We start from the raw sequence: 15,202 nt of genomic DNA, 5'->3' as shown, positions 1-15,202 counted from the left end.
ATAAACAACACTGGTGAAAGCCCAAAAGGAGCTTTCACCAGCAATAGTTATGTAATTATTACGGCACGGGCCATCAGATTATAACGCTGGGAATTCGAAAGTTGTGCCGTATACTTCTTTCCAAGCAGCCATGAACATATTGAACTCATTTGTTCCAGGTTGAATTTGGTAAACTTGACCATCTGGAGCGTAACGATATACAGTATGTAAGCTTGGATTAACAAGATATTTGAACAATGTAGCTTCCCCGTATTGGTTATTATGCATGTTAATTACATTAACACCAAATACGTTGTTACGGCTGCTATCGATACCTTTAAACTCAGATGCTTTATCAAAGAAATACGTTTCTGTACCATTTGCACTATTTGGAACCTCTGGGTAGTTAGCTAACCCATTCCAGTTTGCTGCGTTTGCAACACCACCTACTAATAATGTACCGGCTAATACAAATGCACCTAATAAATTTTTATTCATAATGATCTCCTTTGTGCCACGAGAGCAAATCACGAATCAGTCATACTCTCACATGACTTGAATACAATACGCTATATGTATAGTATATCACATTTTTAATAAAATTTTTAGATTTCCAAGGTTACAGAATATATGCATATGAGATTGTATCAAATTAGCCCTTCATGTTCTCTGCTGTTTTTGCATTTGCGTTATCGATTGCTTCTAGCAATTTATTAAGCAACATACGCAATTGACGTGTCTCTTCTACGTCAAATATAGGACCTGACGATTCAGCCAAGCGGCGTGGTATATGAACCGCTACATCACGTAATGCTTTGCCCGTATCAGTAAGGGTTACCATAACTACGCGTTCATCTTGACGACTGCGTTTGCGTTTCAAGAATGCTTTGGCTTCTAATTTCTTTAAAAGCGGTGTTAATGTACCGGAATCAAGGCGCAATACTTGTCCCAATTCCTTAACGGATAAATCACCATATTGCCACAATGCCATCATTACGATGTATTGAGTATATGTCAAATTTAAAGGATCTAAGTGACTACGATATGCATTAACAATTTCCTTTGCCACTACATAGAGTGGAAAGCTCAATTGATTTTCCAATCTTAAATATTCTGAATCAGGAACATCTTCTTTATGTTTGTACCCTTCAAGTACACCAATTTCTGCCATATTCTACCTCCATATGCACACAATTATCTACTAATTAATTGTACACAATTTTACGGTAAACAGTCAACGCAAAAAGCCCACTTTGAACAGATATTTTTAAATTTGTCAATTAATTAATATTTATTTTCTTATTCGTTAAGAATTAGGCACTTCTATAGAATTAATAGGAAGAAATTATACGTCCCCTACTAGGTCCTTCCTTGTAGTATAATAAAAGAAACTCTATATCAGATTCCATTTGTCACAGGAGGCCCTCATGAATACCTTAGAATGTATTAAAACTCGTCATAGTACACGTAACTTTAAAGCTGATCAATTATCTCGAGAGCTCATCGATCAAGTGCTCGACGCAGGTCGCCGTGCTCCATCTGGTGGCAACACACAATTAACACATTACATGGTTATCACAAACCAAGATGTGCTCAACGAGTTAGTAACACTCGTTCAGGAAGAATACGGCAAAATGCCGATTACAGAAAATACTTTACCTTATATGGTGAATATCATTAAGATGTCCGCCGAAGGCAAATTTGTATTCAACTATAATGCACCTGGGCTCATCGTATTAGCTAGTCAAGCAAACTATGCTAATAATTTTGCTGATGTATCTTGTGCTATGCAAAACATGATGCTTGCTTGCAATGAACTTGACCTTGGTAGTTGCTGGGTTAACCAAATCCGTCATCTTCAAGATAATGAACGCATCCAAGCCAAAATGCGTGAACTAGGTCTTAGCGAAGACGAAAAAGTCTACGCTAGCCTTGCTATCGGCTATCCAGATATGCCAACCGGCCTTAACCGCCGCGAAATCGAACCAAAAGGCTATCCTGTAACATATATTGATTAAAGATACTATTAGTTTCTTAGCTATTCCTATAAGATAATTAGGTCAATACAAAAGCGCTATCTATCCCACAACTCTAATTGAGTTTGTAAAATCTACCATGCCCCTTCAAATACGCGTTTGCGTGCTGCTTTTACGAGTACGGAATGATCATCCTCTACTACGTGATTAGATTTGTAAGCCCATCGTAAGAGTAGTGCAGAGTTCGCTACTACGAGAAGACTACCAGCGTTATGAACAAGGGCGCCCCAAACTGGGGATAATGTACCAATCGTAGCCAAGATGATAGCTACAAAGTTTAAGATCAAGGAGAAAGAAAGGTTGATTTTAATGGTAGTCATCATGCGTTTAGACAAGGCTACGAGGTGAGGAATTTCTTTAATATTGTCATTTACGAGGACGATATCTGCTGCCTCTACAGCGATATCGCTACCAACACCGCCCATGGCGATACCCACATCGGATTTTTTAAGGGCTGGTGCATCGTTTACACCATCCACAGCAACATATACAATGGATGCACCTCGATTCAAATGCTCATGAACAGCCTCTTTCACAGAGTCAGCAATAGAAATATTAGACAAGGTCATCATTGCTTCATTACCAGCCAAAACGGCTTTATCTTGTAAAGTCGCCTCTAAGCCTTTGCCAGGAACCATACGGAAGGAATATATGGAATCGAAGCTTTCACCATAACGAGTAGCAAAGCCATTCACGATAGCTTTGCCCAATGGATGCTCAGATTTAGTTTCTACCGAAGCAACCAATCGATACAACTCATCAGTAGGCATGGAACCCACAGTCTCAACGGCGCTCACCTCAGGTGTACCATAGGTCAAGGTACCTGTTTTATCAAAGGTCATCGTATCAACCTTCGCCAAGCGTTCCATAATATTACCACGACGCACGAGGAAACCGTGTTGGCTCGCATTAGAAATAGCCGCCATAATCGCTGCCGGCGTTGCCAATACGAGAGCACAAGGACAGAACACAACGAGGATGGTTACGGCACGAATGATTTCTCCAGTTACCACATAGGTGCCAACCGCGGCCAATAACGCAATCACTACAATCCATGTGACCCAACGGTCAGCCAAGCTAACGATTTTCGCATTACCTTGTGTCAATAACAAAATATGTACAATTACTCATATACACTCAAAAGTACAGGAAAAATGCAAATTCAATGAGATTATATTATTCATGCATAGCCTCATTACGCAAATGCATGAACAGTTATTCATATATATATTTGCAAATTGATATTTTTTACATAGAAGATATTTTGATATTTTCAACCTATTCAATACTATTTCACCCTAATTAATGTTATCCATAATTCAGTTTTCTAATAACTATTTATTATAATAAAAAATTAAGTATAGTCGACTACATACCCTACATGGTATTATTACAAATGACATGTTGTAGAAAGGATGTGTAACGATGTCGATTTTCTCTCCTGCTCCTCATATTGAACGTTTACCAGAGGCGCAAATCGATTCCACCTACAAACGTCTTCGACGCGAAGTCTTTGCAGGTACATTTATTGGTTATGCTACATTCTATTTGATCCGTCAAAACTTTAGTTTAGCTGTTCCGTACATGATTGCTGAGTACGGCTACACCAAAGCGGATCTTGGTATAGTTATGACCATCTTATCCGTAGCTTACGGCGTAAGTAAATTTGTTATGGGTAATGCGTCTGACCGCTCTAACCCAAAATACTTCTCCACAGTAGGTCTATTGCTTAGTGCTTTAGTTATGTTATTATTCGGCACCTTACCAGGTGTTATGAGCAGTATTCCTATCATGTGCGTTCTTGCCTTATTAAACGGTTGGTTCCAAGGTATGGGCTACCCTCCATATGCGAAAAACATGGTAACTTGGTTCTCCCGTTCCGAACGCGGTGCTTGGTGGTCCTGGTGGAACGTTTCCCACAACCTAGGTGGCGGCATCATCGCTCCTCTTGCTACGCTTGGCATCTACCTATTCGGTACATGGCATAGTATCTTCTTCTTCCCTGCCCTTATCTCTATCGTGCTAGCGATTATTACCTTTGTATTGTTGAAAGATACGCCTCAATCTTGTGGCTTACCACCTATCGAAGAATACAAACATGAAGTCGTTCATACACATACAGAAAATGAAGAAAAAAGTACTTTTAAAGAAATCTTCTACAAATATATTTTGCATAATAAATACTTATGGTATCTTGCGATTGCAAATATCTTTGTATACTTCATCCGTTACGGCGTAGTTAGCTGGGCTCCGACCTATTTAACCGCTGTGAAAGGCTTCACAAAAGAAGGTTCCCGTTGGGCTTACTTCTTATACGAATGGGCTGGTATTCCAGGCATGCTCGTAAGTGGCTACTTGAGTGACCGCGTATTCCGTGGCCGTCGTGCTCCAGCTACGATTTGCTTTATGTTATTCGTTATCTTGGCGATCCTCGTGTACTGGTTTAACCCTGCAGGCAATATTCTCATCGATAACTTAGCACTCATCGCTATCGGCTTCCTCATCTACGGTCCTGTTATGATGATTGGCCTTCAAGCAGCAGATATGGTGCCACGCGTAGCAACAGGTGGTGCTACTGGCCTTACAGGCCTTCTTGGTTACCTCATCGGTTCTGCCGGTGCTGGTGCTTTCATGGGTCTCATGGTTGACCTCTACGGTTGGGATGGTGGTTTCATTGCCCTCGTTGGTGCATGTATCCTATCCATCGTATTCCTACTCCTCACCCTTGGAGACAAAGGACAACAATAGAATATGTACTGTATAATACGTAATGTATAAATACGTACTGTACAACTTACTGTTGTATATACAAAACTCCCCTAGTAATACTTATGATTACTAGGGGAGTTTAATTATTTATGCGATGCACAAGGAGCCGTTTAATACTTTCAAATTATACACGAGACCAAGTCGCGCCAAGCCATGCAATGCAGCAGCCGTTACAGGATTGATAGTTCCTAACACGCCAGCACCGATGATGGCAACATGGAACAAAATGGACACGATGAGTAAGCCCAAATGACATTGTTTCGCCTCTTTTGAAAGCCCCGCTGTTGGAGAGTTTTCATCTACGAGAGAACCCATCATGAGTGCCACAAGAACGAGTTCCAAAGAGCATGGGCAAAGGATAACTAGCAATGTAATGGTATGCATAAAGTTCTGCGTCAATGCATAGGAACCCATGGAAAGCAACATGACAGCCACAACAATAACAGATGAATAATTGTTGATACCCTGACGCAAGGCTACAAGCTGTGTAGGCATGGTCGGCAACATATCATCATCCAATGTATAATGTACGTCGCCCGTAATAAGCTGCTCTAAGAAAAAGCCCCCATGTACGATGAGTCCTACATAAGCCGCCGTATGATAATCTCCAATCGCAATAAGCGCCACCATGGCTATCACGATGAGAAAATTAGCATGAATCTCTAAATGATCCAAAATACTTTGCACGCTGTTAATGAGCAATGGCAAGCCACAAATGATGACCGTTACCCACGCCAAATCAATAGCTGGGTTCATAGGCTCCGTAAGCGCATCTAATATAATAAATAACAAGCCGAGTGCCAAAATAGCCCCCTGCGTACGCAGAGAAACCTGCGCTGATAAAGACTGTAAAAACTTCATATAGACCTCTCTATAAATGAGATACCGGCCTTACTTAATCCGGAAATAAAATACAAAACAATTTGTTAAATAGTAAGGTACACCCATGCAATATGACACTAATCTTGTATTAATATCGTACTAATATTAACCTAACAGTAATCAACTACCGATCTGGAGTACCTTTTGTTTCTATTCTAAATTTTATAGTACCCATAGGGGTATATCTATTGTGTAAATATTATACAAAATATATAAGTTATATACAAATCAAAATTTTTGATAAATGAAAAATATCTTAACCGTAAAAGAGATCCTAGTCGTGAGCTCTAATTTCTTTATTAAAACGTAGAAAGAACAGGTCCCTAAAAACGACTTAGCTCGCTATGGAGGTTGTTTAATATGTCCTAGTTGAAGATACTAATTTTATATTAAATGGAAAAGCCCCTATCTCTAAAAATGACTTAGCCTCCCTATAGCCCCCGGTTGTTGCTCTAATTTCATAAATTGTATAAAAAAGGAACGGACCTATCTCTAAAAATGACTTAGCTCGCTATGGAGGCTTTTAGAGATAGGTCCGTTCCAACCCAATACAATATGAAATTAGAGCTTCAATGCCTCAATCCATTCTGCTTCTTTAAATCCAACGAGTACTTTGTCTTCAAGAACCAAGATAGGACGTTTTACAAGCATGCCATTAGATGCTAATAAAGCTAGTTTTTCTTCTTCACTAAGGTTTGGCAATTTATCCTTTAATTGTTGTTCACGGTAAATCATACCAGAAGTATTAAAGAATGCTTTCAAATCCTTGCCAGATTGTGGATACCAAGCAGCGATTTCCTCTGCTGTAGGATTTTCGGACTTGATGTCACGATCTGTGTACTTAATTTTGTGATCATCTAAGAATTTCTTTGCTTTTTTGCATGTTGTGCATTTAGGATATTCAACGAATAACATAGGTTCTCCTTATATCAATATTCAATGTTGTAACAACTTACTAATTTAAGATAATTTTACCAAATACATCGAAAATTATCAATCTCTTATTGACAGTCTACGGGTTCTAATGAAGCACAATGTGTAATAGAGGATAATACTTCATCCATACCCTCACTAAGTTTTGCGGTACGCAAATCAACATCCATCTGTAAACGCAAGAAATACCCTTCCGAAACACCAAAGTATTTCGCTAAACGCAACGATGTATCTGCTGAAATAGACCGTGTACCATTCAATATTTCTTGAATCCGTGAAACAGGCACATGTATATCCTTAGCTAATCGATATGCAGATAGTCCTAATGGATCCATAAACTCTTCCTTTAATATTTCACTAATGGTAGGTGTAGGAATAAACTTTTCCATATTAATTTCCTCTCTATTAATGATAATCTACAATTTCTACATCATAAAAACTACTAATATCTTTCACTTTAAAACACAGTCTATATTGACTATTAATCCGCAAACTATACGGTCCAAATCGATCACCTTGCAACAACTCCAAGCGATTACCTGGTGGCCAACGTAAATCTTGTAATGATTCAGCATTATCTAACAATAGTAATTTACGAAGAGCTAGTCTTTGTATAAACGGAGAAAAGCGTTTGGAAAAGCTTTGATAGTAAACTTTTTCTGTTTCCTTATCCTTAAATCCGATAATCATAGAATCTCTCCTTTGATTATACCTGTTAAACAGGTATAATTCAATAACATATACTTGAAGAATAACTATACATAGAATTGAAATTATTCTACAAACAATTTTGGTAAAAGAATTCTATAAAACATCATTTAAATCCTACACTTGCGATGACTCTATTGGTCACCTATTTCGGAATGTAATAAATTTACCTTATTTTCATAATTGAATTAAAACTATCATTAATTCGCACATCTACTAAATTGATTTTAAAAAGTAAAAAGACCTACATCCTCGACCGTATCATGTACAAAGTACACATCAAAGGTTCAGAGAATATAGGTCTCTTATAAAAATCTATATATTATTGTAATGCTAATTATAGCAAAAATGTAAGCCCCATTGCCATGAAGATGGCTGGCAAAAGGTTTGCAATACGTACTTTACCAGGCCAGATGAGGTCGATACCAACGCAGAAAATCAGAATAGATCCGACGTAGGATAGGTTATCGATGGCACTAGGTGTCATCAGAGGCGCTGCAATATGTGCCATTGCCGTGATGAGCCATTGCGTAATACCTACAGGAATAAAGGAGAACAGCGCCCCTTTTCCCATAGAAGATACCATAACCATAACGATAATACCATCGAGGATGCCTTTCAATAATAGCGTTTGATAATTTCCAGTAAGGCCGTCTTGAATAGAGCCCAGTACCCCCATAGCACCTACGGTAAACGTCAAAGATGCAGTAATAAAAGCATGTGTAAACTTTGGATCACCAGCATTGCCAGTGCGAGCTTTCACCCAATCGCCAAACACGGTAATCCAATGATTAAGATCGATAATTTCGCCAATCACGGCGCCTACGACCATGCTAATAATCATCAATAGCGGCCCCGTTGTTTGTAGAGATCCGTTGACAATGACGAGCATATACCGCATGGCCCCGCTCATACCGAGGAGGAGCACGATAATACCGCTCACAATCATGAGCGTCTGCTTTAAATTTTCTTTCATAAAGCGACCAAATGCGAGGCCACATAGGCTACCAGCTATAATGAGACCAATGTTAATGGCCGTTCCCAAACCAATCATATATTTCCCTTCTTTAATTGTGAAAGTAACACTATCAATTTACTTCAGTATAACAACTACATCGAAAGAAATCAATCTAATTACTCCTCTTATAACATTATATACAGCAAAAAGCCTCTACCCAATAAGGTAGAGGCTCTGTATAGTTTATAGCGTTGAGAGAGAACTAATGATAGACCCGCTTAGGAGAGAGAGAGTATATGTGTTTATATAAAGCGGGCCAACATGAGATGAGTCGCTATCGCCTCATCAATTTTAGTGTACACCCAATTCCACATAACAACAAATTCAATTATGTAAACTCAATCATGCGCAAAAACTATTGTTAACTAATCTCTGCTTATCTCCCTTAAGCCTCATCGTCTACAGGTAAACGTACGATATCTGCTGTTTTATTAATCTCCTCAAAACAAGGGCAGTCTTTACCGTGATCATTGATGAGACCACTGGCTTGTAGGTGTGAATAAATTGTTACAGGCCCTACAAACTTAAATCCCCGCTTCTTTAAGTCTTTGCTAATCCGCGTGGATAGACCATTTTTAGTAGGAAAATGCCCTTCAGGATGGTTTTCATAAATAATCGTTTTATGATTTGTAAATCCCCAAATATAATTACAAAACGAACCAAATTCAGATTGAATACGTTTAAAAGCCGCAGCATTATTGATGATAGCTTCAATTTTAGGACGATGTTTAAGCATCCCCTCCGTCTGCATGATGCGTTCAATGTCACTTTCACCATAAACAGCCACCGCATCAATATCAAAATAATCAAAGCATTCTCGAATGATATCTCGTTTATTTAAGATCGTAAGCCAACTGAGGCCACATTGGAGGCTTTCAAGACAAATATGTTCAAATTGATGTTGATCATCATGAATTGGTCGTCCCCACTCGTAATCGTGATAATCCTGATATAAAGGCGTCGTCGGCCATTCACAAGTCGTCATCACACACCTCCATGCGCCCATACGAGAACGTCATACATGAGCGCTACTACGAGACCCATTACGAGATGACCACCCACGTAAAATGGCACCAAATAATAAATGAATAAAAGTAGGGAATGCAAGGCTTTACGAAGCCATACAATCGGCGTAGATGTGTCGCCACCCACCTTACTATCAAGCCAATTATGGACGGCATAAATAGGTGTTCCTAAACGGCGAATCCAGTCCGGAACACGTACCCCAGGATTCAAACCAGGGCAATAGAAGATCACCAAGGGCAACGCCACCACATCAATGACGAGCAGTATGGTTAGCATAAAAGCGAACCAATCTAATTCGCCTTCCCATGTAAAAGGCTGTGCCATGAAGCGGGCACCCCACAAATAGGCCTTGTATACGATATACGGTTCTAATAGCCATAATAAGGGCTTCACTACACTCATGGGACTACCTACATCAAACAAAAAATAATAAAAACTACGCATTTGCGTAGTCATTTCATATATACAACATTCCGATTATATCGACTGAATACTAAGGATATAGTCATTTTCTAGGCTAGAAAATCACTTCATACACACCATTTTTTAGTCCTTATATACGTCGATTTTTATATTAATATTATATCAGATTTTGCAGTTTTTGTGGGATTATATTTTATAAAAATTTTATCAAATCATGCTATTTATAGTAGTTATCAATAAAAGAGTTCCCTATATAAGCCATTCATTACACTTAGCTTTTGTATACTTATTTTTCATCAAATTTATGACTTATTTTGATGAATACTTGAATCAATATAGTCATTTAGTTATATAATTATACTTAATAACATAACCTATGGATTACTTACAACACCAATAGATATAGGAGATACTATCATGACTAAACTATCACTATTAGCTAGTGCTTTCATGATGAGCACCATATTATCACCAGTAGAAGCCATCGATGTTAATATTCCTGGTGCAGATCCGAAGATTCCAAAGGATGCCTACGTAAACTACCAAGCCACAAACCCTGATATTGAAAAGGATGTAGTAAACTATGTGGAAACATTAAAAGCAACTGACAAGGCTAACGGTATTAGTAAAAACGAAATTAAGTATGCTAAAGCAGCCTCTATATATCGCGGTCAACATTACCATAATACAGTCATCTCCATTCATGATCAATACAACCAAATTCGGCTTTCATTCCCCGTTGCAGGCATAAAAAGTGATTATAATATAAGACGTTACAAAAATCCAAGTCGAACCATTGAGGACTATCGAGTATTAACCGATAACGGAAGTCTCAATTTAGAAATTGACTATGCTGATTACAAAGACTATGACTGGCGTAACACAAAAATAGCTTATGAAAAACTAACCGACAAGAATGTTCGTGATTTCTTTCAGGACATGGCAAAACGTAATCCAGCAAAACACATTTCTGATATAAAAGGCACTGTATTTTCATATCCTACTGTTACCTACAGCACTTGGGATAGCATAAAAATGCCACACCTTAAAAACGGTAAAAAAACAACGCTCACCATCGACACAATAAATTTTAAATTTAAGGGCTATAACATGCGTCATCCCTTATATCACGCAGGGTTTGTCTATTATGATAACAACCCCGTTCTGAATAAGGTTCCTACAGATAAATTATTGGCTAATTATGTGCTTCCCTCTGTACAAAACCTAAATGAATTAAATCAATATTCACGCATAGAAAACTTAAACGGTGTACAATACCGTGTACCCAAAGACGCCATATACGAAGGACAAAGTAAGGCCTCTGAACACCAAGATATTAGATACTACAAAAAAGGAGATATAACATTCTTTGTTTCTACTGACAATGTTCCTAAAAACCCATATGCCCGTGAACTTGTTGTAAATGGTCATTACAATTTTAAAATTGATTTAAATACGTTCCGGGATATTTACCGTTACCATCCATCAGCATCAGACTATATCAATTACTCAGTTGTATGGAACAATAACATCCCTGGTCTATCCATACACAGCTATGAACCTAATAAGGATGATCACATTCTAAACTTTAACTCCTATGATGGCATATATAGTTTTACTTATACTATCTTCTATCCAAGTTTTTTAAGTACTGAGGAAGTTCAAAAGTTACGGAATATGATTGAGTTCTTTGATTCTACCAATAATCCTAGTTTTAAAATGCAAGAACATGTTCTATTTCCAGAAGCATAGACGATCTATATCAACACCATTATAAAATAGCTTTCATAAGCATTAATTATACAAATGTATAAATTAACTAACAAAAGTCGAGCAACTAAACGATAGAAGCTCGACTTTTTTAGTACCAGAAAACTAAAATATACTTAGTTAAGATACAGCATTCACGGTATCCCAAAGAATTGTATGTATGTCTTCATTTGTTATGTGGACAAACTAGCCCTCTATGGCATCAACTACTTCGCCAATGTACATATAATGAGGTTCCCAACGATCCTTACCAGCTTGAGTGTACATGGACGGATTGGCTGCATAATATTCCTTTACATGGGCTGCTAAATGAGATTCGTCAAATTGATGTTCATACAGTTTTTTACATACAAATGTTATATCTGCTTCTTTGAAAGTCACGCCGTTCCTTACCGCCACTGGTGTTAGTCCAGAGTTAGCTACCTTATCTTCGTCGCGGCCAGAATGAGATCCTAAGTAACCAAGAGCCTTGCGATAGCTTTCAGGGAAGAAACTAACGGTAAAGGTACCGTATTTCGCCATAAATTCCTGCGTATAGCGGGCTGGATGAATGTACACCGTCACCGTAGACATATCGCCGCCATTCGGGCCCCATACATTGCCCATACTGCCCCAACTAACCGTACAAGTGTTGAAATCATCAGGCGTACCGGCCGTAACAAGAGCCCAACGCTCCTCGAATATGGTAAAAGCTTTATAATCTTTTGTTTCAAATGGTTTCATAAGGACCTCCAGTTTATCTCAATTTGACGATATAAATCTTTACCCCTATAATATAGGTAGATAGTCAGACGAGTAGTGACGTCAGGCTCATCTCACAAACTAATAATATGTAGAAATGGCCTTTTCGTTTTATCTAATTTCCGAAGAAACGAAGGGCTATTTTGCTATTTCTAAACAAATAAGCGCCACAAGTGCTCCAAAGGATATCATGACTGATAAAATCCCAAGGATAACCATAATGATTTTATACCCACTCATAAGCACCCCTCCCTTCAAAAACGAAGAGAGGCCCAACCTTCCCTAACTATTCTAAGTCTATTATAGAGAAAACTAATATACGATACAATAAAAACCATATTATATAAATATATGAATAAACTAATAAAAGCCGAGCTACTTAATCCACATAGTAGCTCGGCTTTTGGGTTTATTTAATGTTTGATAGAAGTTCAAAAGTATATTACTGGAATGCTTAAAATAATGGAAGCTGTAATTAAGATATACACTACAAGACATAGCTTTAGCAAAAGCAATAAACTGCCAAATAGGATTTTATAGATAGGTGCTGCTTCTTTCTTAGATTGTATCCAGTCTTTAATTTCATAATATATTTTAGGCTTGTTAAAAGCCGGCGGTAATCGCTTACACCATAAGACAAGCCACAAAATACTGCATATATTACCAAAGAGAAAGAATAGAAATAGTCCGAAATCCTCTAATGAATATACTTTCAATATATAAATATAATAGAGTAGCTGAGTAAACACCCCTACGAAGTTGACCCATAGATAAATGAGATAAGATTTAAGCAAAAGCACTAATATAATTTTAATATATTTGAGTTTACTCATTAGCTCTCTCCTATCTAATAGTATACAAGCTTAAAAAGCAAAGTTTTTTATTGAGTCAACAGTTTAACCCATTCCATATACCAAGGGATAAATACTGAGCTATTTTCGAGTTTCTCCTTATATGACCCTTTCTCTCGCCATTGTGGTTCTTTTCGTAATCTTGCCGCATCATCAAATCCCACATATTCAATCATATCTCTTAGCTGTTTATGTGTATAAGACGTTTTACTTTCATCATAATTAATGCGATAACTGTAATAGTATACAGAATCTTTCACAACATGACGAAGATAAGATTCACGATTGGGCTTATAGGCATCAACTAAAGAACCTGCAATCCCATTGTTCCATACTACTGCGTACTGCGTAGGCGTCTCCAAATCATTATATTTATGTAAATAATATATTATTGGAGCCTTAATCAGCGTGTTATCTGTCTCTTTACTCCTGATTGCGCTACGTATTACCCGTATTTTAACTCCTGTATCCTCATAGGTTCTCACCTCATGTCTCTCATTTTCTACGGCTTCACTGACTAACTTAGCCGTCTTAGGAATGCGATAGTGAAAGTTCCCCCAATGCTCAATCTGGCTATAACTATCTAATCCAGCTAAGGATTCTATGGATGGAATAATATAATTACTCATCACCACTTCAGGTGCCTGATCTTGATATGGATCTTCCGTATTTACCCAACCACCATAGGTAATGCCATAGGCAGTTTTTGTATCATTCGGTGTAAATTCCGTATACATCACACGAGCATTGTTCGACATAAATTTCCAAGATGTATTCCGTAAACCTGGATACATATATTTTCCTTTACTTTCAGAATATGTATCAAGTGCTTTGCCATGCGGTGGACCTACCACTAAAAACGCACTCAAGTTTCTAACAGCAAAAAAAGGACCTTCTTTTCCAGACGGAGATTCTACAACATCACCAAGAAAGCTGATATTTGGCACGGATATTCTGATATTCTTATCCCCTTCATGAATCAATACAACCGTTGACTGAGAATAATTTGCTAACTCCAAAGCCTTAGCAAAACCAGGATGTTCCAAATTTAACTTATCAAACGTAGATGGCGGATTTTTAGGATTCGATTTTACAAATTGGCTATATAACTCTGCCTCATGCTCCGCAACCTTATTAATATGCCGATAATTCTCATACGCATTAGCAGAAATGCTCGCATCTGCCCCAGGCACAGGTGGTTGCCCTTTTGGCACTTCGATCTGCACAGCGCTTGCATTCATGGTGAAAGCAGCTATCGCTGTCATCAGTAGGAAACTTTTACGTAACATAAAACCCTCTCTCAAATTATAAAATAAATAAACACAGTCTCATTAGCATAAGTATACTATGCAAACAAGGCTGTGCCTATTATTTATAACTTTATATTTCACTATGCATGAGGTTTGTTTCTATTTAATATATGAGGTTCATCTCAATTTGACGATATAATATAACCTTACTATAATATAGATAGATAGTCAGACGAGTAGTGCCGTCAGGCTCATCTCTAAATCAGTAAAACATTAGGAAATGGCCTTTCAGTTATCTAGTTACACTAGGCAACGGAGGGCTATTTGCTTCTTGTAAGGCAAATAAGGGCTATTAAAGCTCCAAAAGCAATGACAATAGCCAGTACTTGTAAAAGGAGCATGATTATTTCATAATCACTCATAGACTTATCCCTCCCTTCAAAAACGAAGAGAGTCCCAACCTCGTCTAACTATCCTAAATCTATTATAGAACGAACTAATATACGATACAATAAGCATCATATTATATAAATATATGAATTAAACAAATAAAGCCGAGCTACTAAAACAAGGTAGCTCGGCTTTTTATGTCGTTTCACAAATTTATAATCTACTAAATTCTAATTACATTACTCTCAAACCAAATCTTTAAAGAAAGATCTAATTTGCTCGTTTTAGAGGTTTACAGAATTACACTACTCTCAAACGTGTATGTAGGCATGGCTTTTTTTATTGCAGTTTTAGAGGTTTACAGAATTACACTACTCTCAAACCGACGGATACTATCGCAAAATTTGCTAGCGGTTTTAGAGGTTT

At 37.7% G+C, this 15,202-nt stretch carries 15 protein-coding genes; 3 read left to right on the top strand and 12 right to left on the bottom strand.

Annotated elements, in window-relative coordinates:
* Positions 1-78: 78 nt before the first annotated feature.
* Together RYO55_RS04380 and RYO55_RS04375 are read right to left on the bottom strand one after the other, a co-directional pair.
* A complete protein-coding gene (locus RYO55_RS04380; protein ID WP_038125650.1) occupies positions 79-477 on the bottom strand; it encodes a hypothetical protein in 399 nt (132 codons plus the stop codon).
* 154 nt (positions 478-631) lie between these two features.
* Positions 632-1,150, bottom strand: coding sequence for a MarR family winged helix-turn-helix transcriptional regulator (locus RYO55_RS04375; protein WP_004694519.1), 519 nt, complete (start codon positions 1,148-1,150; stop codon positions 632-634).
* Positions 1,151-1,406: 256 nt separating this feature from the next.
* On the opposite strand from RYO55_RS04375, the gene RYO55_RS04370 reads away from it, so the two are divergent.
* Positions 1,407-1,997: a nitroreductase gene (locus tag RYO55_RS04370; protein ID WP_314984305.1), complete on the top strand. Its 591-nt coding sequence runs from the start codon at positions 1,407-1,409 to the stop codon at positions 1,995-1,997.
* A 92-nt stretch (positions 1,998-2,089) separates the two neighbouring features.
* Here RYO55_RS04370 and RYO55_RS04365 read toward each other — a convergent pair whose 3' ends face one another.
* The gene (locus RYO55_RS04365; protein ID WP_314984303.1) at positions 2,090-3,127 is read right to left on the bottom strand and encodes an HAD family hydrolase; all 1,038 of its coding nucleotides are present in this window, start codon (positions 3,125-3,127) and stop codon (positions 2,090-2,092) included.
* Between the two features lie 313 nt (positions 3,128-3,440).
* Between RYO55_RS04365 and pgtP the strand changes: the two genes are divergently transcribed.
* Positions 3,441-4,763 carry a phosphoglycerate transporter protein PgtP gene (gene pgtP, locus RYO55_RS04360; RefSeq protein WP_004694513.1) on the top strand — a complete coding sequence of 441 codons (1,323 nt, stop codon included), beginning with the start codon at positions 3,441-3,443 and terminating at the stop codon, positions 4,761-4,763.
* Between the two features lie 108 nt (positions 4,764-4,871).
* Here pgtP and RYO55_RS04355 read toward each other — a convergent pair whose 3' ends face one another.
* From RYO55_RS04355 to RYO55_RS04325, 7 genes are all read right to left on the bottom strand, one after another.
* Positions 4,872-5,645, bottom strand: coding sequence for a hypothetical protein (locus RYO55_RS04355; RefSeq protein ID WP_314984301.1), 774 nt, complete (start codon positions 5,643-5,645; stop codon positions 4,872-4,874).
* Positions 5,646-6,227: 582 nt separating this feature from the next.
* On the bottom strand, positions 6,228-6,581 hold the full coding sequence (locus RYO55_RS04350; protein WP_004698187.1) for a Spx/MgsR family RNA polymerase-binding regulatory protein: 354 nt from the start codon (positions 6,579-6,581) through the stop codon (positions 6,228-6,230).
* Positions 6,582-6,667: 86 nt separating this feature from the next.
* Positions 6,668-6,988 (bottom strand): HigA family addiction module antitoxin, encoded by a 321-nt coding sequence (locus RYO55_RS04345; RefSeq protein ID WP_004694508.1) that lies wholly within the window; start codon positions 6,986-6,988, stop codon positions 6,668-6,670.
* Between the two features lie 16 nt (positions 6,989-7,004).
* Positions 7,005-7,289 (bottom strand): type II toxin-antitoxin system RelE/ParE family toxin, encoded by a 285-nt coding sequence (locus RYO55_RS04340; RefSeq protein WP_314984299.1) that lies wholly within the window; start codon positions 7,287-7,289, stop codon positions 7,005-7,007.
* 355 nt (positions 7,290-7,644) lie between these two features.
* Positions 7,645-8,361 (bottom strand): DUF554 domain-containing protein, encoded by a 717-nt coding sequence (locus tag RYO55_RS04335; protein ID WP_295818008.1) that lies wholly within the window; start codon positions 8,359-8,361, stop codon positions 7,645-7,647.
* Positions 8,362-8,710: 349 nt separating this feature from the next.
* Positions 8,711-9,310, bottom strand: a complete 600-nt coding sequence (locus tag RYO55_RS04330) for a DNA-3-methyladenine glycosylase I (protein ID WP_295818005.1) — start codon at positions 9,308-9,310, stop codon at positions 8,711-8,713.
* Entirely contained in the window at positions 9,310-9,753 is a 444-nt protein-coding gene (locus RYO55_RS04325) for a hypothetical protein (protein WP_270279074.1), read from the bottom strand. Before RYO55_RS04325 ends, RYO55_RS04330 begins: the two co-directional genes overlap by 1 nt.
* A 438-nt stretch (positions 9,754-10,191) precedes the next feature.
* Between RYO55_RS04325 and RYO55_RS04320 the strand changes: the two genes are divergently transcribed.
* Positions 10,192-11,526, top strand: a complete 1,335-nt coding sequence (locus RYO55_RS04320) for a hypothetical protein (RefSeq protein WP_314984297.1) — start codon at positions 10,192-10,194, stop codon at positions 11,524-11,526.
* Between the two features lie 204 nt (positions 11,527-11,730).
* Here RYO55_RS04320 and RYO55_RS04315 read toward each other — a convergent pair whose 3' ends face one another.
* Both RYO55_RS04315 and RYO55_RS04310 read right to left on the bottom strand, forming a co-directional pair.
* Positions 11,731-12,267: a flavin reductase gene (locus RYO55_RS04315; RefSeq protein WP_314984295.1), complete on the bottom strand. Its 537-nt coding sequence runs from the start codon at positions 12,265-12,267 to the stop codon at positions 11,731-11,733.
* 898 nt (positions 12,268-13,165) lie between these two features.
* Entirely contained in the window at positions 13,166-14,425 is a 1,260-nt protein-coding gene (locus RYO55_RS04310; RefSeq protein ID WP_314984293.1) for a hypothetical protein, read from the bottom strand.
* Positions 14,426-15,202: the final 777 nt, after the last annotated feature.

It is taken from the genome of uncultured Veillonella sp. (assembly GCF_963551295.1).
Lineage (GTDB): Bacteria > Bacillota > Negativicutes > Veillonellales > Veillonellaceae > Veillonella.
The sequence above is the reverse complement of the archived record's forward strand: the minus strand, read 5'-3'. Positions and strand labels throughout refer to the sequence as shown.